The 17,682-nt window shown below is 47.2% G+C and carries 17 protein-coding genes; 2 read left to right on the forward strand and 15 right to left on the reverse strand.

What is annotated here, in order from left to right:
- Window positions 1–183 precede the first annotated feature (183 nt).
- Window positions 184–3,357 (forward strand): GH92 family glycosyl hydrolase, encoded by a 3,174-nt coding sequence (locus tag D4L85_RS31655; protein WP_119758112.1) that lies wholly within the window; start codon window positions 184–186, stop codon window positions 3,355–3,357.
- Between the two features lie 68 nt (window positions 3,358–3,425).
- Here D4L85_RS31655 and D4L85_RS31660 read toward each other — a convergent pair whose 3' ends face one another.
- Together D4L85_RS31660 and D4L85_RS31665 are read right to left on the reverse strand one after the other, a co-directional pair.
- Complete coding sequence (locus tag D4L85_RS31660; protein WP_228450693.1) at window positions 3,426–4,778, reverse strand: glucosidase family protein; 1,353 nt, start codon at window positions 4,776–4,778, stop codon at window positions 3,426–3,428.
- Between the two features lie 158 nt (window positions 4,779–4,936).
- Window positions 4,937–5,878 (reverse strand): NADP-dependent oxidoreductase, encoded by a 942-nt coding sequence (locus D4L85_RS31665; RefSeq protein WP_119758113.1) that lies wholly within the window; start codon window positions 5,876–5,878, stop codon window positions 4,937–4,939.
- A 149-nt stretch (window positions 5,879–6,027) separates the two neighbouring features.
- Here D4L85_RS31665 and D4L85_RS31670 point away from each other — a divergent pair, with 149 nt between their 5' ends.
- Window positions 6,028–6,882 carry an AraC family transcriptional regulator gene (locus tag D4L85_RS31670; RefSeq protein ID WP_119758114.1) on the forward strand — a complete coding sequence of 285 codons (855 nt, stop codon included), beginning with the start codon at window positions 6,028–6,030 and terminating at the stop codon, window positions 6,880–6,882.
- Window positions 6,883–7,032: 150 nt separating this feature from the next.
- Here D4L85_RS31670 and D4L85_RS31675 read toward each other — a convergent pair whose 3' ends face one another.
- The 13 genes from D4L85_RS31675 to D4L85_RS31735 all read right to left on the reverse strand — a co-directional run bounded on the left by D4L85_RS31675 (window position 7,033) and on the right by D4L85_RS31735 (window position 17,651).
- Window positions 7,033–7,479, reverse strand: coding sequence for a VOC family protein (locus tag D4L85_RS31675; protein WP_119758115.1), 447 nt, complete (start codon window positions 7,477–7,479; stop codon window positions 7,033–7,035).
- Window positions 7,480–7,536: 57 nt separating this feature from the next.
- A complete protein-coding gene (locus tag D4L85_RS31680) occupies window positions 7,537–8,139 on the reverse strand; it encodes an NADPH-dependent F420 reductase (protein WP_119758116.1) in 603 nt (200 codons plus the stop codon).
- 181 nt (window positions 8,140–8,320) lie between these two features.
- Window positions 8,321–8,881 carry an NADPH-dependent FMN reductase gene (locus D4L85_RS31685; protein ID WP_119758117.1) on the reverse strand — a complete coding sequence of 187 codons (561 nt, stop codon included), beginning with the start codon at window positions 8,879–8,881 and terminating at the stop codon, window positions 8,321–8,323.
- A 142-nt stretch (window positions 8,882–9,023) separates the two neighbouring features.
- Window positions 9,024–9,842, reverse strand: coding sequence for an alpha/beta hydrolase (locus tag D4L85_RS31690; protein WP_119758118.1), 819 nt, complete (start codon window positions 9,840–9,842; stop codon window positions 9,024–9,026).
- 197 nt (window positions 9,843–10,039) lie between these two features.
- Complete coding sequence (locus D4L85_RS31695) at window positions 10,040–11,077, reverse strand: LLM class flavin-dependent oxidoreductase (protein WP_119758119.1); 1,038 nt, start codon at window positions 11,075–11,077, stop codon at window positions 10,040–10,042.
- 82 nt (window positions 11,078–11,159) lie between these two features.
- A complete protein-coding gene (locus tag D4L85_RS31700; RefSeq protein ID WP_119758120.1) occupies window positions 11,160–11,585 on the reverse strand; it encodes a nuclear transport factor 2 family protein in 426 nt (141 codons plus the stop codon).
- Window positions 11,586–11,646: 61 nt separating this feature from the next.
- Complete coding sequence (locus D4L85_RS31705) at window positions 11,647–12,411, reverse strand: SDR family NAD(P)-dependent oxidoreductase (RefSeq protein WP_119758121.1); 765 nt, start codon at window positions 12,409–12,411, stop codon at window positions 11,647–11,649.
- 80 nt (window positions 12,412–12,491) lie between these two features.
- Entirely contained in the window at window positions 12,492–13,277 is a 786-nt protein-coding gene (locus D4L85_RS31710) for an SDR family NAD(P)-dependent oxidoreductase (protein WP_119758122.1), read from the reverse strand.
- Window positions 13,278–13,432: 155 nt separating this feature from the next.
- On the reverse strand, window positions 13,433–13,855 hold the full coding sequence (locus D4L85_RS31715; protein ID WP_119758123.1) for a nuclear transport factor 2 family protein: 423 nt from the start codon (window positions 13,853–13,855) through the stop codon (window positions 13,433–13,435).
- 39 nt (window positions 13,856–13,894) lie between these two features.
- Window positions 13,895–14,635 carry an SDR family NAD(P)-dependent oxidoreductase gene (locus D4L85_RS31720; protein ID WP_119758124.1) on the reverse strand — a complete coding sequence of 247 codons (741 nt, stop codon included), beginning with the start codon at window positions 14,633–14,635 and terminating at the stop codon, window positions 13,895–13,897.
- A gap of 15 nt (window positions 14,636–14,650) precedes the next feature.
- Window positions 14,651–15,100: a nuclear transport factor 2 family protein gene (locus D4L85_RS31725; RefSeq protein WP_228450694.1), complete on the reverse strand. Its 450-nt coding sequence runs from the start codon at window positions 15,098–15,100 to the stop codon at window positions 14,651–14,653.
- A gap of 61 nt (window positions 15,101–15,161) precedes the next feature.
- The gene (locus D4L85_RS31730; RefSeq protein ID WP_160144125.1) at window positions 15,162–16,124 is read right to left on the reverse strand and encodes an amidohydrolase family protein; all 963 of its coding nucleotides are present in this window, start codon (window positions 16,122–16,124) and stop codon (window positions 15,162–15,164) included.
- Window positions 16,125–16,199: 75 nt separating this feature from the next.
- Window positions 16,200–17,651, reverse strand: a complete 1,452-nt coding sequence (locus D4L85_RS31735) for an aldehyde dehydrogenase family protein (protein WP_119758126.1) — start codon at window positions 17,649–17,651, stop codon at window positions 16,200–16,202.
- Between the last annotated feature and the right edge of the window lie 31 nt (window positions 17,652–17,682).

Genomic DNA, 17,682 nt, shown 5'->3' on the forward strand with positions numbered 1-17,682 from the left:
AAAGAAGGCCGTGTCACCCGCATATAGGGTGCACGGCTTTTCCGATGCGGTGATTCAAGGGCGTCATAGAAAGATGGAGCCCCGTTCGCATTCGGACAGGTTTTAATCGCAATTTGCTTATCTTATTACATTTGCCACTCGCACCTTCGGGTGGTTTTTTGTCCCAACTGTCCCCCATATCCCATGAAATCTTGTTCTTTTTTTCCCTTTCGGGTTGGTATCGCATTTTTCATTTATACCTCGATAAGTTGGGCTATTAATCTGAAGCCATCGTCCGCTCAGGGAACGATCTGGCAGATTGGAAAAAGTGATAACAATGGAAAAGAATTCGCTTTGGCCCCGCGGGACTTTCAAAAGTTCCTCCCAAGTGACTTTGGATGGGAAGACAGATTTTTCCTCCCCGGCAATTCCGACCCCCTGGTCGATTGGCCTTATGTCATGCCTGGCCCTAAGGACAAGTGGGGTGGAACAGGCCCAACATCCGGAGTACGAACGAATGAACTTAACATTCTGTTTGGTCTCCCTAAAAAATCCGATGGCGGCGCCTGGACACTTGTCATAGACCTATTGGATACGCATGCAAAGTTACCGCCTTTGCTAAAGGTCTCCGTCAATGGAAACGCTCAGAAGTATCGACTTCCTGCCGGTGGCGAAATCGTTCCAACACTGGATAGTTTAAGCCACGCAAGGGAACACATTCTCGAGATCCCGCTTGAATCACAATGGATCAACGAAGGCGGAAACGAAATTAAATTGACCATATTAGATGGCGGGTGGCTCATGTTTGATCAGATCCGCCTGGAAGGACCTCCTGGCATTTCACTGAATGCGAATAAGAGCGTCTTTATAAGAAGTATAAACCCGGCAGACTATGAAATCGTGAGGAATGCAAAACACTTTCAGCCGTTGTTAGTAGATGTCGAACACCTCTCAGGTAATCCAACGGTTGAAGTAAAGCTGGACGACAAATTAATTCTTTCCCAAACTATTGAAAGAGGAAGGTATCAACTGGAAGTCCCTATGCCATCCGTTACAACGAACACGAGGAGCAAGTATGATGTCCTCGTCGATGGCAAATTGTTGCAGTCTGGCTTTGTTGCGCGGTCGCAGCATCATCTTATATCGCCGGCGATGTACGTGGACACCAAAATTGGCACTGCCCATTCCCGCTGGATGATTGCGCCGGGGCCCTGGATGCCCTTTAGCATGGTGAAAATAGGCCCAGACAATCAGCCTGCTGGTTGGATGGCAGGCTATGATCCATCCATTGAAAGCGTTGGTGCTTTCAGTCACATCCATGAATGGACGATGGCTGGGGTTGGCATGATGGCAGCCACGGGGCCGTTGAAGATCAAGGTGGGTGACGACGCACATCCGGGAGAAGGCTATCGCTCCAGCATTGACAAGCTCTCGGAGGAATCGCCACTAGGATATTACAAAGTATTGCTCAAAGACTATGGGGTTAAGGCAGAACTTACGGCGACCACCCGGTGCAGTTTCCAACGGTTCACGTTTCCTGGAAGCATTGATTCACGGATCATCGTGGATTTTCAAACGCCAGCCGAGTATCGATACGACATCAAGGAGATCGCGTTTAACAAAATCGACGACCACACGATCGAAGGACACAGTGTTCAACTGACACCACGCGCTTGGGGCGACGACGCGAGCCAGGAGTACACGATTCATTTTGTTATTGAATTCGACCAACCCTTTACGAAGATTGGTTCTTGGTTGAATGATTCCATTTCAACACAGTCAAGCGTGATCGCAAAAGATGTCGCGGATGCAGGGGTATATGTTGAATTCGATACAAGAATAAAAAAAACCGTTCAGGTCAGAACCGGAATCTCATTTGTAAGCCTGGAGAATGCAAGGGCCAATCTACATGCTGAAGTCATTGCACCCTTTGGATGGGACTTCAATGCGGTTCGGGAGAGTCAGGTAAAGGCGTGGGATACTTTGCTTGGTCGTATTGCCATCACCACCAACGACCGGCGGGAAAAAGTACGATTCTACACGAACATGTATCGTGCCCTTTGCAGCAGAAATACATTTAGTGACATAAACGGTGAGTGGATCGATGCCACGGAGCAGAAACAAAAAATGCAGGCCGGAGACGTCGCCCTTGGATGCGATGCGTTTTGGAATACATTCTGGAACCTAAACCAATTTTGGAACTTGGTCACACCCGAATGGTCTTCTCGTTGGGTCAAATCACAATTATCGATGTACAAAGCAAATGGCTGGCTGGCAAAAGGACCAGCAGGCATGGAATACATTCCCGTCATGGTCGCTGAACACGAAATTCCATTAATTGTCAGTGCATACCAAATGGGTATTCGCGACTTCGATGCGACTACCGCTTTTGACGCCGTCAGCAAAATGCAAACTACCTTGCCCCAGAAGGTCGGCGGAGGCCTCGCCGGAAACGCCGACCTCGCTGCCTATCTCCAATATCATTATGTTCCATATGACAAAGGAAGATTCTCGAACTCATTAGAGTATTCATACGATGACTACGCGGTTGCACAATTTTCAAAAACACTTGGTCGAACAAAAGACTATGATGTCTTTAAACAGCGTTCTGAGAATTGGAAAAATGTAATCGATCCTGAGACAGGCTACGCACGACTCAAAGATTCCAACGGAAAGTGGATGTCCGATTTTGATCCCTTCAAGTCTGGTGCAAACGAACATTACGTCGAAGGAAACGCATGGCAACTAACATTTTTTGTTCCTCAAGATGTGCCTGGACTGGCCTCATTGATTGGCAAAGATCATTTCGTAGAGCGGCTGAATTGGGGATTCGAAGAAAGTAGCAAACTAAGATTCAATGCGCCGGGCGACCAGTATTGGGACTATCCCGTTATTCAAGGCAATCAACAATCCATGCATTTCGCTTTTTTGTTCAATTGGGTTAATAAACCATGGTTAACGCAAAAGTGGAGTCGCTCTATACTTGATCGCTACTACGGGTTTGGCGTTTCAAATGCTTACTTAGGCGATGAAGATCAAGGACAGATGAGTGCCTGGTTCATCATGGCCACCCTGGGATTGTTTCAAACAGACGGTGGATGCTCGATAAATCCCATCTATGAGATAGGAAGTCCACTGTTCGAAAAGGTATCGATTGATTTAGGACAAAAATATGGCCGTGGCAAATCATTTACGATTGAAGCACATCACGCGTCCAGAGACAACAAATATGTTCAAAGCGCGACCCTTAACGGCAAGCCTTTGACCACCTGTTGGTTCCCATCTTCAGAATTGCTCAAGGGCGGCAACCTGATCCTTGAAATGGGCAACCAACCAAACATGAAGTGGGGTTTGCAGACACCACCCGTGTCACATTAGTGCTTAGGGTTGCCGCATCGGGCTGGCGAAAAATTGATTAAGGAGTTTTGACGGTGGCCGCAAATCTTTTACTTCGCCTCACAACCCCCTTCTCCCTGCGCCCATTTTTCAAGCGCAGTCACGGCATCATACAAGACGCCGGCCGAGCCTCGAAATGTTCCTGATCCTTTGGGTTGATTGTCGGGCGTGTACCATTCGAAAAATCCGTGATTGGATCGGGCACGCTGAATCATGGGCGCGAGTTGTTGTGTAGCTTCCTTCACGTAGCCAAAGCGTACAAGCTGCGTAATCATCCTTCCACCAAACCAATCCCAGTCACCGCCATTCTGATATCCAAACGGCCCCATGCCCTTGTTGGCAAAAAATCCTTCAGGGTAGGTTGGATACAAAGTAAGTCCAATCGTTGCAGCGTTCGCTGCTTTCATATTTGAGATCATTTTATCAAGAGAAGCCTTCACTTCGTCTTTTGTCAGCAACCCAGCCTCGATGGCAACGGCAGTTCCGCCATGATAGTAAATAATGTCTTCGTTAAAGTCGGCCGGAAAAGGCGACCCATCTAAGTATATGTGCGGCCTGAATTTTTGCCGGTCTTGATCCCATAAGTGCTTTCGGACATTCATTGCAATGGAATCTCGCTTCGGTTGCCAGTCTGATCTTTTATTCGGAAACATTGCTAAATAATTATCAATGGCAATTAGGAACATTGCATTGTCATAAACATCAATGGCATAGTGCGTTTCCTTGGTGATGTAAACGCCCCATTCATGTTCGGGTTGAACATCCCCCCAATCCGCTGTCGTCGCGCCGTACAGCAGACCATATTCTCTGTTGAACCTGTGGTCCAATAGATATTGCAGACATAGATGCAGTCGCTCCCCTACGTTCCTTTCACCAACGCGCTGATGGAGGATTGTTGAATCACCGGTCGCCTGAATATATCGGAACACGGCTTGAACCAGAGATGACTCCTGGTCGGTCTCGACTGTATTCTTATGGCCAGCATAACGCGGTTCCAGCGGTGAAAACCTGTATTGATAACCAACGCCTGCTTTTGCGACAGGAATAAATCCGTCGATGATGTTGCCGTCCCCAGCCTGAAGTGCAAAAAAAACCAATAGATTTTCCCGCAACAAGGAACTGGGATGAACGGCAGCGGCCAATGTGATAAATGTATTGTAGTCCCGTATCCAAACTTCACCATAGCCGTCGCCTGCGTTGAAACCGGCCTTAACCACATCGCGGCTTAGATTTTTTAGAAAGGTATAGTCCTCGTTTACACAAATTGCTTTCGCAAGTTCTTTGTTCCTTTCGTTCCTGCAGGATGTGATGAATACGGTCAATGTGAGATAAACCAGAATAACATATCTCCTATCAAAACCCATAGGCTTCAATAACACTCGATTGGAAGCGAAACAAATCATAGCCATTGGAATATATAATCGCCCAAACTCATGAATTCTAAAGTAATACCTCGATCGGAATGCGACAAAAATCTGTCGAAATGCGACCTTCAGGCTCAACCGACAGGCCCTGGGGGTAATTTTAATCGATCACGATCAAAGACTAAGTTGGCAACGTATTATGGAACGGAAACTATTACTTTTCCCACCGTCCTTCCCGTTTCAACATGTTTGTGCGCTTGATTCATCTCGGCGAACGCGTATGTCTTCGCGACATGCGATTTTATTGCGCCGATGGCCAGAAGCTCTGCAAGTGATTTCATGTCGCTGCCATTGGAATGGACAAGAAATGCGCTGCACGCAACATCGCGAACTTTCGCCTTTTCAACCACTGCGGGTGTGGCGCCGCCCAAAATGCTCACCACACCGCCTCCGGGCTTGATGATGGCGAGCGATTTTTCAACATTTTCAGCGCCAAGGCAATCCAGCACAAAATCAACTGGCGCCAGGGTTTCAATTTTGCTGTTCTTGTAATCGAACTGTTCATCCGCACCCAGGTTAAGAACAAAATCCTTGTTCTCCGGTGAAGACGATCCGATTACATGTGCGCCAAAATGCTTAGCGATCTGAACAGCGAAATGGCCGACGCCACCCGCAGCCGCATGAATGAAAACCCTGTTTCCTTTTTTTATCGCATAGTGATGCACCAACGCCTGCCATGCGGTTAGTGCTGCGAGCGTCGCAGCAGCCGCTTCTTCGTAGGAAATGTTCGATGGCTTCAAAGCCACGTGATCCGCAGGAGCTGCGACAAATTCTGAATAGGCTTTTCCGTGTCCGGGAAAATTCACCATGCCGAATACGTCGTCTCCTATTCGAAATCCCTTGACGCCATTGCCAACTGCGGTCACCGTTCCGGCAATGTCCCAACCGAGAATTATCGGCATAAATTCTCTCATCCGCGCGGCAAGCCCGTGCCCAGCGCGCGTCTTAACGTCAACAGGATTGATGCTTATTGCTTTTACCTTGATCAACACTTCATGGTCTTGAATCTCCGGCACGTGTAAATCCACCAACTTCAAATTTTCGGCAGAACCAAATTCGCTAAGTACTAAGGTTTTCATAGAAATCTTTTAGAATGATTATATGGCAAAATTATACCCTATTTGGGGGCCTCTTCTGGTACATTCTTTCCGTTTTTTTGTACTTTTAAGCCCTATCTGAAAACTTTTAGGCTCTTTCCAACCAAGGAAAAACACAAATCGCGCCCGATATGAAAAAGAGAAAAGCCAAACGCGTGCTTTCCGAGCCGTTCGAGATTGAATTCAGAACACTTGACGCCGCGCCCAAGGAAGAGCGCCGACAGCTTTACTTTGAATTGATATTTATTATTTCCGGGACGGGGGTCCAGTATATCAATCAAAGAAAATTTAACTATAAGCCGAATCACATGTTTTTGATCACGCCGGAAGATTCGAATTCCTTCGAGGTCGAGACGACAACGGAATTTTTCTTCCTCAGATTCAATGACATCTATATAACGTCCAACGCAATTCATGCGGACAATATCAAGCGGCTCGAGTACATTCTTCAAAATGCCAACCACGAACCCGGCTGCATTCTGAAGCATCAACCCGACAAAGGATTGATTCGCCCCATCATCGAGGCGATCCATCGCGAGCTTCAACAACATGACCTTTATAATAAGGACCTGACACAACATTTGGTAAACACGATGATCGTGGTCGTAGCCCGCAACATAGCCCGATACGTGCCGCACGTCGTGGCGGGGAAGTCAGACAACAAGGCGCTCGACATCGTGAATTACATTCAGCGAAATATTTACTCGCCTACGAAGATCCGCGCTGAATCCGTGAGCCGCCATTTTAATATATCGGAGAATTACCTTGGCAAATATTTCAAGCGCCATACAAACCAGACGCTGCAACGGTACATCATCGATTACCGGATCAAGCTCATTGAGGCGCGACTCCAGCACAGCGACCTCAGAATAAATGAAATAGCGCATGAATTAGGGTTTACCGACGAAAGCCATCTCAATAAATTTTTTCGCAAAACAAAAGGGATCAATCCGAAAGCGTATCGCGAAGCGTTAATGATACAGTAAGCTGACTTTTAAACCACTCCCTCGGTATTTCTACTATTTCAGGCTATTCGATGCAAGCCCCCAATCTGATTCTCCTCGGTAGCGTATTTGTTGATCTCATGCGGTCTGTCCCCTGTGGTCGAATTGGTAAACGATGGGCGACCGTCAGCCCTATGACGCCTTATGTTTCTTCCTTTCAAAAACAATTAGAAAATTTCCGTCAACATCCCTTAACATCGTATTCCTGATACGATCGTCGCAGATCACTAATTTTTGCCAGATGACGTCAATGTCTTTTCCTTCAAGTCGTGTTGAAAGCTCATCCAGGTCGTTCACGATCAAAATTAAAGACTTCCTTCCTATCGGACAGAAGTGTTCCGGAGGCTCGGCACACATCTCTTCAAGGCGAATCGATCTATCCGGCTGCAACAATTCAAGACGAATACCCATCCCGTCCAGAAAAGCGCCCTTAGCGTTAATAGCCTTAAATTCCGTCTTTGAAACCAAAACGAATCCAAGTACATTTTCATACCATGAGACGGACAGATCAATGTCTTTTACCGACAAGGCGAATAGGTCAAATTTGAGTTTTAATTTATTGTCACGTATTACAATCATGTGATTAGAGATAAGGGTGAGTCAAAGATTTTCTTTCAAGCAAAGGAATACCGCGAATTACAATTGAATTAGATTTAACGTCGCCAGGGGACCCTTCGCCTGTTGAAACTCACTGCCGTTGGCCAAGTCGCCTAAATCAACTACTGCAAAACCAAGCTCCTTGATTACTTCAGCTACTACTGACTTTGAAGGAGCATCGTCACCGGAGATGAATAATACTCTTCTCCCACCGGACTGGTTCGGGTCTTGGCCCAGTATCTTGAAATTAAGCGTGTTAAACGCCTTCACTACGCTGGCGCCTGGAAGATGCTCAGCTACTATCTGAGATGACGCCTTTCCATGAAGATCTGCCAATTGATAGTCGGGTGCATGCCTAATGAAATGATTCGTCGCGTCGATGACTAACTTATTTTTCCAGTCAGCGGCTTTTGTAAGGGACGAAGCCTGGGTCCATGGAAGTGAAAGAAGAACGACGTCGGCCTTGACCGCATCCCTTACCGATCCTGCCTTAGCCCCCTCGCCTAACGATTTTACCACATCTCGAACCGACTCCGGCCCGCGACTGTTACTCATGATTACGGGGTATCCAGCTTTAACTAAATGTTTTGCAACGGCTTGTCCAATGTTGCCCGATCCGATAATACCAAATGATTTTTTCATGGTTATTTTCGTTTTTGCGTAAAAGTAGTCGGGAACTCAGTGCTCGAAAAATGATGTATGCCAAAATCAGGTTGATATGGAAGCCATCCGGACGCAGTAGAATTCATCCAGGTTGGTACGCGCACAATAAAGGACAAACAGCCGATCGAAAAACTGTTCCGCACTGGGGCCATAGCCTAGATTACGCCACACGCAGTGGCTTGAGTGCCCTAGCCCAGGCAATAACCTGATCAAGCATTTGATTCAAGTTGGCCTGATGATAATCAGCTGGTTTGAAAATATGGAAGTTCTCAAAATCGGTTATCAATGAAAGTGAAACCTGAGTCCGCACACCCGCTACATGCAATTCGGCCATAATCAATCTCAAATGCTCAACGGCCCGCGTAGCCCCGGAAGCTCCATACCCTACGAAGCCCGCTGCTTTGTTATTCCATTCCTTGTACAGGAAATCAATTGCATTCTTGAGAGATGCACAGGTGGAGTGATTGTACTCCGGGGTCACAAAAATAAAGGCGTCGAATGGAGCGATTGTTTCTGCCCACTTCTTTGTGTGCGCATTGGCATATTGCCCGAATGATGCCGGCATTGGTTCATCCAGCAAAGGAAGATTAACACTTCTCAGATCGATCAACTGGAATTCAGCGTCAGTGCGTTTTGCTGCCAGTTGATACACCCATTTGGCAACAGCCTCGCCATTCCTGTTAGGGCGAGTGCTGCCTAAAATAATAGCAATCTTGGTCATAGTATATTTTGGTTGGTTTGCTCAGCCAAATTGCATTTTAGACTGGTCTTTTCTAATGACAGAAGTCAATAAATAAATGTGACCTAAGTCAACAAAACAATTCGTCCGTTCAGTTTGTCAAAACTTATCAATCTTCTTTACGCTAGGTTAAAAAACTTCTTATGTCGTTGATCGCCCGTACGGCCGATTCACTTTGAATGTTGTCCATTAACCATACATGCGTCTGACCCTGGTAGATTTTCAATTTGGCTAAAGGCTGACTAGCAACAATTCTTGAAAATATTGTTTTACTATCGTCTAGCAAGATCTCGTTCGAACCCACCATAATCAGCGTTGGTGGGAAAGTCCCATACAACGTTTCCATCGGGTTCACTTCTGCCAAATTCTTATTCCCGACATACAGTGACGTAAAATAGTCTAAGCTTTCCTTGGTTAAAACCGGGTCTATGCTTCTATTACCCTCTATTGAATCGCCATTGTTCCTTAGGTCAATCCAAGGTGAAATCATGACGATGTCCCTTAGGTTACGGGTTCTTTTTTCCCGGTTTAAGATAGACACAACAGACGCCGTCAATCCCCCTCCGGCGCTATCCCCCACAAAAGATATGTTTTGGATGCGGAGTTCATCGACTAAGTAATTGTAAACGTTCAAGACTTCGTTTACAGCCGTGGGAAAAGGGTGCTCCGGCGCCAGACTGTAGTCAACGAAAAGAATAGTGGCATCCAGTTGGGCTGAAAGATGAGACACAAGCGCCTGGTGAGACTTAATCGAGCCTACGGCATAACATCCTCCATGTAAATATATCATTACACTGACGTCAGATTTGGCGCCCTCTTTGAAGAACCAATGGCAAGGTGTGCCTTTGATTTTTTGTTTTCCCATCCAAACATTATCTGCCGCTCCATAGCGTCCTCCTAATTTGTCAAACCCGGAACGAGTTTCCTTAATTTTTATGTCCATAGTATTCAATTAATTCTGACTAGACAAGGACCAAAACGTTTGTCCTGTCTTCGTTTCTTTCTTTTAAAGAAAATTGGAAATAAAAAATGGTGAGCACTCGTGACTAAAGGCAAAAAATTAGCGTGACAAACATCACAATACGCTTCAAATGTGATGGCATCTAAACGCGACCACATGAAAGTCAACTAAAGGAAAGGTCAGGGACCTAAGAACTTTTTGACGATTGGTATAACTCGGGTTCCGATCAACTCAATACTCTTCATCATTTGCATTTGTGCCAGGTTGGCGTTGTCCATTTGAAAAGTAAAACGGCTGATACCTCCTAACGCTTGGCTATGTTGAATGATCTTCGCCGCCGCATTTGCCGGGTCACCGATTACAATCGCCCCCTCAGGACCAATCATTCCATTGAAGCGTTCGCGTGTTATCGGAGGCCATCCTCTTTCGCGGCCTATCGTGGTAAAAACTTCTGCATAGCCTGGATAATATTCCTCAATGGTGTCAGGTGTGTGCTCTCCTACATAACCCAATGAATGCAAGGCGACCTTCATATTTGAAGGGTCATGACCGGCAGCCATATAACTCTCTCGGTACAGATCGACCAAAGATCTAAAACGATGCGTTTGTCCTCCAATGACAGCAACCGCCAAGGGAAGTCCAAGCACCCCAGCTCTTTTAAAAGATGCCGGTGTACCTCCAACGCCCATCCAAATCGGCAGTGAATTTCGAAAAGGTCGAGGGTATATTCCCTGGTCATGTAACGCCGGTCTGAACTTGCCACTCCAGGTCACCTTTTCGTTCTTGTTGATGGTCAGCAACAGGTTCAACTTCTCAGCGTACAACGCATCGTAATCGGCGACGTCGAATCCGAAGAGCGGGAACGCCTCTATGAATGAACCTCTCCCGGCAACGATCTCCGCTCGTCCATTCGATATCAGATCAAGGGTTGCAAATTGCTCGAAGACTCTAACAGGATCGGCAGCGCTTAGCACGGTAACGGCACTGGTCAACTTGATCCTTTTTGTGATGGCTGCAGCAGCCCCCAGTATAACGGCAGTCGCTGAGTCTAAAAATTCATGTCGATGGTGTTCGCCAATTCCAAATACATCAAGGCCGACCTCGTCGGCCAGTTTGATTCTTTCCAACTGCTCAGCAATCGCCTTGGCATCACTTTGACCACGTGATTGTTTTTCATTTGATTTTCTTGCCACAAAGCTGTCTATTCCAATTTCCATATCAATAGCACTTATAAAGTCAGGTCAAACTTGACGGCGTAACTGCTCCCGTCCTGGTTATCCACTGGGCAAAGCCCACTGCTCACCATGTGCGGTTCTTACCCCATCTGAACCTGGCTTCATCCTCACCGATATAGTCAGGATCAAGATAGATGTGTATACTAACGATTCGCTGGTTGCGAAATTTAAACACGTTACAAAAACGTCCACCCGGTGTCTTACCTCCTGCCCATGACTTGCCAGACATTTTGCCATGTGAAGTGCCCTCAACCACCACGTAGTCTCCAGAAGGAATAAACGTCAACGTGTCATAGTCGTGCTGAATACTTTCCAATGCGCCTTCAAACCCCTTAACCATTTCAAATAGCGATTGTCTCCCCTGTCCGATGCCGAACTTTGGGAAATAAATCTCTGCATCCTCCTCCAATAGATCAAGCACGTCAGCTCGTCCTTGGTCGGCCCTGATGAAGTATTCGCGCGCGATAGCAATCCTTTCCTGATCGTTCATAGTGATTACGTTTATGATTAATTTATTGTACCGTTGCCCATTCGGCTGCTTCTCTCTCGAGCTACAGATTCATTCCACCCGACACTTCAATTCGCTGCCCATTGATCCATCTTGCTTCTTCGCTGCACAAGAATGCGACCACCCCGCCAATATCATCGGGCAGTCCTACACGTCCCAGTGCGGTGACACTGGCCATGCGCGTATTCAGTTCCCTGTTGTCTCTTACCTGTCCTCCACCGAAATCAGTTTCGATAGCCCCGGGTGCTACTGCATTGACAGCAATACCACGAGGGCCAAGTTCTTTTGCGAGGTATCTTGTTAATACTTCGATAGCCCCTTTCACAGAACCGTAGGCGGAGTAACCCGGAAAAGTGAAACGCGCAAGGCCCGTAGAGATGTTGATGATCCTTCCCCCGTTATTTATTAACGGGAGGGCCCTTTGTGTAAGGAAGAATACGCCTTTGAAGTGAATGTTCATGATGGAATCAAAGTCTTCTTCCTTGGTTTCGGCAAAAGGCGTGTATAAACCGGTTCCCGCGTTGTTAATGAGAAAATCAAAATTCGGCTCGCCTGTTTGCTTTTCTAAATAGGTGGCTACTTCCTTAAAAAATCCATCAAATGATTTTATATCCTTTGTATTGAGTTGAAATGCTTTTGCTTTTTGTCCTTGCAATTGAATTGCCGCGACGACCCTGTCTGCTTCTTCTTTGCTATTGTTGTAGGTGAACAAGATATCAATTCCTTTTTTAGCAAGGCTGATGGCCATATTCCTCCCGAGACCGCGGCTTCCTCCCGTGATGAGCGCTATTTTATTCGTTGTTCCCATGATGCATTTTTAAATTTTTCCTGCAGTGACTACCAAACCTTCATTCCGCCGTCGACGACGATGTTTGTTCCTGTGACATATTAACTGTCATCACACGCCAGGAATAAAGCAACGTTTGCTACTTCCTCCGGCCGGCCGAGACGACCCAGCAATGTCTTTCCAAGCATATAGCCAGCCCATTCCGGATCTTTCAATTGCTCTCTGGTCTGGTTGGTTTCAATCACTCCAGGCGAAATCGAGTTAGCCCTGATCCCATACTCTCTGCCTTCCATGGCAAGCTGTCGGGTCATGCCGATAATACCGGCTTTGGCTGTTGTATGCGCAAGGCTGGGCAACGTCTTGAAACTTAGCAGCGCATTGAGAGAAGCGTTGTTCACGACTACACCGCGGCTTGCCTTTAAGTGTGGCCAGGCGGCGCGTGTGAGATAGAAAACAAGGTCCACTTCATTCCGGCGATTGCTACTCCACTCCTCGTCAGAAATGTCTTCGAGCCAGTTGAAGGAAGCCATGGCTGCATTATTAAAAAGTACGTCGATTCGACCAAAGCTGCGAAGGGCAAAATCAACCAGCGCCTGACAGTCGGCTGACTCACTCAGGTGGCATGGCTGCAGGGAGACCATTGTTCCCCCCGTGCCTTGTACAGCTTCAACAGTAGCCTGTGCGGTATCACTTTGAACATCACACCCTACAACCAAAGCGCCCTCTCGTGCAAACGTCAAGGCTGCTGCACGCCCCATGCTTCCACCGGTCCCCGTGATAATGCAGACTTTCCCCTCAAGTCTTTTCGATGTCGGAATTCTTGACTGGGATCCTGAGTGTGCCTCCTGGCCTTTCCCAGATTCATTTTCAGCGTTCTTCGAAGCCATTTCGTATCGATAATTTTAATGTTTATTAATCGGAGACGGTATCAGTATTGAAACAAAAGCTTCGCTCTATAATGCCTGCCCGATCTTTTCTTTATAAGGATGCCAAACACCTGTATTCTGTTTTGATGATTGAAACTCATAGACGTTTCAGTCCATTACTCATCGAATCGATTGCCAGCCATGGCTGCCAGGAATGCTATTGGATTCCAGTACTCGCGATAGACCAGAATACGACCATCACGAAATGTCACAAAAGTGGCATAACTCATTTCATAAGGATTTCCGTTGCCAATGACAACACCGGATGCACTCCATTCCGCAATAGCAACGTTTGGATCATCGGTTGCATAGGCCTTCAAAGTTGGAAGCTTGCGGACATCGATGAAACTTGGATAGTTCTTCAAATATTCATACAGCGCGACACGACCTTCAATTCTGGAGGGCGAGCCTTCAGGGGCAAAAGGAAATTCCGCGACTACATTTTCATCGCACAACTCCGACCATCCCTTCATGTCTTTTGCAAGAAACCTGTCTAAACTTTTTCGAAGCAGCTGAACTGCTGTTTGCTTGTTTTCCATTTCTTTAATTGGTTATAGTTATAAACTTCCCTCGCTCTACTAGCCAATCCGATACTGGCCGCCATCGACGACAATTGCCTGACCTGTAATGAATGAAGCGTCATTGCTCGTTAAAAACAAAACGGCTCCCGTGATATCATTCGGTTTTCCCAGGCGCTTTATAGCTTGTTGCTCCCATACCGAGCGCTTCATCTCATCAGGCTGTTGCGCGGTAGCCAATGTTTCCGTGAGACCTGGCAATACAGCATTTGCCGTGATGCCATCGTCTGCCACATCATTCGCCAGTCCTCGCATGAATCCGATGATTCCCATTTTTGTCGCGATGTAGTGGCTCATGCCTGGTATGGCAAGCCCAACCATATTGGACGATATGCCCACGAAGCGGCCCCATTTCTTCTTCCGCATTGCAGGCAAGAAATATTTTACACTCAAAAAATGAGAATCAAGATTTGTTGTGATCGTTTTCCTCCAGGTCGCGAGATCCAGTTCATCTATAGGACGGTTTGGGAAGTAACCGGCATTGTTCACAACGATGTCAACACCACCCCAGTCCTGACTTTTGGTGAGCACAGCGTTCCAATCCTCCTCCTTTGTGACGTCTAGTTGAAATCCGCGTGCGGTGGAACCAATCTTGCTTACAGTCTCCTGCGGGATAGCAAGGTCTGTTGCGATAACGCTTGCTCCCCGCTCGCCAAGCGCTACCGCGATTGCCTGTCCGATACCCTGACCAGCGCCTGTTACCAGAGCGACTTTTCCCTCGTGTGTTTTTCCTGTTGTCATGGTTTGTCGAGATTACTATTTGATAGCTGCGCCAAGGTTTGTCAAAACCCCTAACTGAGCGAATATTATTGTTCCAGCGTTGTAACAGTGAAATGCCTTTATCTTTCCGTTCTCCAGATACCAAACATCACAGCAAGGCGCATTCATTTTATTCTTCGTCGCAGGGATACTGCCAGCAGGGAGGGCAAGGGGACCGTTGTGCGTGCCTTGTAGATTCAGTTCGACGATGACCACATCCTCATCATCTTTAACGATGAACTTCAAAAGCTCGCGGTGCATATCGGGAAATGCTTTCGCGTACACGTCAACGGTTTTCCCAATATCGTTTCCATAATATTTCTGCCCTGCTGATACATCCCAGAAATAACCATCACTTGTAAATAGAGAAACAAATGCTTTTGTATCCTTCACTTCAGCAGCTCTGTATGCTTCGCGAACTACTTGCTCATTTGACATTTTTTTCATGTTTTCTTGATTTTAGAATTGTTGTTTAATGGCGCTTTGGATCCGACCAGAGCCGGTTGAATTATTTTTGATTGTATAAAGATTTGAGTCTCGGGAACAGGCTGAGCGCGTTGCCACCCAATACTTGTTTTCTTTCATCGTCTGACAGTTCGGCGCTTCCTGCAACTTGGATTTTGCTTTTTACAGCGAGGTCTCTTCGCAGGTAAGGGAAATCCGTGCCATAGACCACCTTGCTTATCCCGGCGATTTGGCGGAGCGTGTGCAGTATCGGATCGGACCAGGCCAGGGCGGTATCCCAGTATATTCTCTTGAAGGACTCGCTGATCGTTCCAGTCTTGGAGCTGTCGCCCATGACTTTCATCTCGTCAACTATGGACAGTCTATGCGCGAGGTACGGGATTGTTCCACCGGCATGCGAGAAGATGTACTTGACATCAGGTGTGGCCGCAAAGGTTCCCCCATAGTGTAGCTGAGCAATTGTCCTGGTAGTATCCGTCGGAAAATCGATCAGATTATCCGCAAGGCCAAGGCTATGGGCAATGGGATCTGGAGAAGGATTTGGATGTACATAGACGACAGCCTTTCGTTTCTGCAGTTCATCAAACAACGGCCTGACGGTTGGGTCACCAAGGTAAACACCAAGAGAATTGGTGAATAAAACGACACCATCCAGCTTGAGCACATCAAGAGCATATCGTACCTCCTCGATCGCGTCATGGATGTTTGGCATGGCTACGCTTGCGAACGCACCGAAACGTTTGGGATACTGGGCGATAAGGGAGGCGGCAAGTTCATTGCATCTCCTTGCAAGCTCGCGCCCCGCCACTTGATCGGACAACTGAATGCCCGGTGTACTTGTCGAAAGGATAGCCACGTCAATCCCCGCTTCGTCCATAAAGGACAGCGAAGTTTCCGGCGTCCATTTCTGCGGTTTAAGACCGCCAACAGGATGTTCTGTTTCGTTTGTTGCCTCATAGAAAAAATCCGGCAACATGTGATGGTGGGTGTCAATAGTCAATGCCACGGTGGTAGGTTTAAAAATGTACAAAGCCCGACGGCCGGTACTTTGTACATTTCGTTGTCGTGATTTAAAAACTGATTAAAAAGGATACTGACGTTGCGTGCTTCGGGAGTTGACCCATATGAGGTCCGTGAAATCCTCGATGCTGTGTGGACCGGTACGTCCCCAGCCGCTGTCTTTGACACCGCCCATCGGCGCATGTGTTTCCTCATTTACCGTCGGCGAATTGATGTTTACTACGCCATGCAGGATCTTTGGTGCCAGCTCAAACGCCTTGTAGGTGTCTTTTGTAAAGATCGATGATACCAAGCCATAGGATGTACGGTTTGCTACGGCGGCTGCTTCTTCAACCGTATCAACGGGCTCCACAATCACGATCGGGCCGAACGTTTCTTCATTCGATACGATGGCATCGTAGGGAACATCGATCAGAATGGTGGGATGGTAGATCGGGCCATCAGACTTCCCGCCGGCCATCACCTTTGCTCCTTTGCTGACGGCATCTTTCACACGATCGTCGGTCAACTTGATTGCCGCCTGATGGATGAGCGGACCAATGATTGTCTTATGATCTTCCGGATCACCAAACGGCAACGACTTGGTTCTGGCAACAAACTTCTCGAGGAACTCCTTATAAATCTTTCGTTGAATAATGATTTTCCTGGTATTCATACAGATCTGCCCCTGGTGAAAGAAAGATCCGAATGTCGCCGCCCTTACTGCATCGTCCACATCAACATCGTCGAGGATAATCATCGGGTTATAACCACCCAGTTCAAGGACCGTTCTCTTTAATGTTTTTCCGGCGCGCTCGGCAAGATACCTGGCCGTCTTAACGCCACCGATCAGGTTGATGACCCGTACGTTAGGGTTTTCAAAAATTTCATCGGACAACGGTCCCGCCTCACCAGGTGCGTGGGTCACCACATTGATGACACCGGGAGGGAAGCCGGCTTCGTGCGCGATCTCGGCAATCATAAGTCCCGCTGAAACCGGTGCAAACTCTGAAGGCTTTACAACAACTGTATTACCGGCGACAATCGGCGATATCACTGTACGCCAGGATAGTATGCTGGCTCCGTTCCACGGCGTGAAACTTGCCACCACGCCAAGAGGCCGACGCAAGCCGATTGAAAATGAGCCGGGAACATTTGACTGTAGAACTTCTCCTTTGTTTTCATACGCCCATCCAGCTCCCATTTCAAGCGTTCCTGCAAGCAGGTCCTGCTGAAAGGTTGCAAATGAAATAGTGCTTCCGGTTTCTTTCGCCAGGATCTCAGCAATTTCTGTTCGTCTTCTTTTTATAATAGCAGCGGCCTTGAATAAAAGTTCTGCTCTTTGTGCAGGTGTGGTCGCGGCCCACGCAGGGAAAGCGTCGGCGGCAGCCTTTAGCGCAAAGTTCATGTCCTTTTTTGAAGCAGCTGCAATCTTTGCAAAGATCTTTCCGCTATAGGGTTCCATGTCATCGAACGTGCGACCGTTCTCGGCGTCTCTCCAGGCGCCACCCGCGTAGTATTGATACGTTTTCATTTGACAATAACTTTTTTAGTTGTGAATAAGA

Origin of the sequence: Chryseolinea soli, from assembly GCF_003589925.1 — a bacterium.
GTDB lineage: Bacteria > Bacteroidota > Bacteroidia > Cytophagales > Cyclobacteriaceae > Chryseolinea > Chryseolinea soli.

What these genes read in the sequence shown, in the direction of transcription:
- D4L85_RS31655 (WP_119758112.1), top strand. Translation starts at nt 184, where the DNA reads ATGAAATCTTGTTCTTTTTTTCCCTTTCGGGTTGGTATCGCATTTTTC.
- D4L85_RS31695 (WP_119758119.1), bottom strand. Translation starts at nt 11,077, where the DNA reads ATGGAAATTGGAATAGACAGCTTTGTGGCAAGAAAATCAAATGAAAAA.
- D4L85_RS31705 (WP_119758121.1), bottom strand. Translation starts at nt 12,411, where the DNA reads ATGGGAACAACGAATAAAATAGCGCTCATCACGGGAGGAAGCCGCGGT.
- D4L85_RS31735 (WP_119758126.1), bottom strand. Translation starts at nt 17,651, where the DNA reads ATGAAAACGTATCAATACTACGCGGGTGGCGCCTGGAGAGACGCCGAG.
- D4L85_RS31715 (WP_119758123.1), bottom strand. Translation starts at nt 13,855, where the DNA reads ATGGAAAACAAGCAAACAGCAGTTCAGCTGCTTCGAAAAAGTTTAGAC.
- D4L85_RS31670 (WP_119758114.1), top strand. Translation starts at nt 6,028, where the DNA reads ATGAAAAAGAGAAAAGCCAAACGCGTGCTTTCCGAGCCGTTCGAGATT.
- D4L85_RS31700 (WP_119758120.1), bottom strand. Translation starts at nt 11,585, where the DNA reads ATGAACGATCAGGAAAGGATTGCTATCGCGCGCGAATACTTCATCAGG.
- D4L85_RS31690 (WP_119758118.1), bottom strand. Translation starts at nt 9,842, where the DNA reads ATGGACATAAAAATTAAGGAAACTCGTTCCGGGTTTGACAAATTAGGA.
- D4L85_RS31675 (WP_119758115.1), bottom strand. Translation starts at nt 7,479, where the DNA reads ATGATTGTAATACGTGACAATAAATTAAAACTCAAATTTGACCTATTC.
- D4L85_RS31660 (WP_228450693.1), bottom strand. Translation starts at nt 4,778, where the DNA reads ATGATTTGTTTCGCTTCCAATCGAGTGTTATTGAAGCCTATGGGTTTT.
- D4L85_RS31680 (WP_119758116.1), bottom strand. Translation starts at nt 8,139, where the DNA reads ATGAAAAAATCATTTGGTATTATCGGATCGGGCAACATTGGACAAGCC.
- D4L85_RS31710 (WP_119758122.1), bottom strand. Translation starts at nt 13,277, where the DNA reads ATGGCTTCGAAGAACGCTGAAAATGAATCTGGGAAAGGCCAGGAGGCA.
- D4L85_RS31665 (WP_119758113.1), bottom strand. Translation starts at nt 5,878, where the DNA reads ATGAAAACCTTAGTACTTAGCGAATTTGGTTCTGCCGAAAATTTGAAG.
- D4L85_RS31720 (WP_119758124.1), bottom strand. Translation starts at nt 14,635, where the DNA reads ATGACAACAGGAAAAACACACGAGGGAAAAGTCGCTCTGGTAACAGGC.
- D4L85_RS31685 (WP_119758117.1), bottom strand. Translation starts at nt 8,881, where the DNA reads ATGACCAAGATTGCTATTATTTTAGGCAGCACTCGCCCTAACAGGAAT.
- D4L85_RS31725 (WP_228450694.1), bottom strand. Translation starts at nt 15,100, where the DNA reads ATGAAAAAAATGTCAAATGAGCAAGTAGTTCGCGAAGCATACAGAGCT.